Source organism: Thiohalocapsa halophila (genome assembly GCF_016583825.1).
Taxonomy (GTDB): domain Bacteria; phylum Pseudomonadota; class Gammaproteobacteria; order Chromatiales; family Chromatiaceae; genus Thiohalocapsa; species Thiohalocapsa halophila.
This window is the reverse complement of sequence record NZ_NRRV01000274.1, coordinates 1-602: the sequence shown is the minus strand read 5'-3', so window position 1 is coordinate 602 and position 602 is coordinate 1. Positions and strand designations below refer to the sequence as shown.

The 602-nt window shown below is 64.0% G+C and carries 1 protein-coding gene; it reads right to left on the bottom strand.

From position 1 onward, the window contains the following. Nucleotides 1-446 (bottom strand): 4Fe-4S dicluster domain-containing protein (locus tag CKO31_RS27110; RefSeq protein ID WP_306341795.1); only part of this gene is annotated, 446 nt, incomplete at its 3' end. Between the last annotated feature and the right edge of the window lie 156 nt (nt 447-602).

Sequence of the window (602 nt, the reverse complement as noted above, 5' to 3'; positions counted from 1 at the left end):
GCCATACAGTAGCGGCAGCCGATGCACCAGTCGTAGTCGACAACGACGATGCCGTCCGGCTCTTTCCAGGTCGCCTCCACGGGGCAAGCCTTGACGCAGGGCGGGTCCTCGCACTGCATGCATTGTACGGGCAAGTAATACTTGCCGGGCGCCGGGACTTGGGCGCGGTCGTAATAATGATCGGCCTTGTGTAGGTTGCGGCTGCCGCGATCCATCTCCAGGACGCGAATGTACTGGGTAGAGGCTGGGCTGCGGCCGTGATTGTTCTCCGCGACACAACCGGAGACGCAGTCCCGGTAGCCTTTGCAGCGCGAGACGTCGAGGGCGTATCCAAAGACGACACCGGGTTGTGGTGGTGTATTCTCGCAGGTGATGCTGGCGCCTAGGCGTCGCTGCGCGTCGCGCTCGACGCGGGCGAGGGCCTGATTGATCTCGTCCGGGCCCATGCGTTGGTAGTGATCCTGGAAGAGATCACCGAGTGCGTCCCTAAGACTTCGGCCCCCCCATGCACCCGCGGCTGCGGTTGCTGCCGTCGTGGTGACCACGACGCTCAAACCGATGAGAAAGTCGCGTCTGGCTCGCTGGGGCTGGGCAGACGGGAC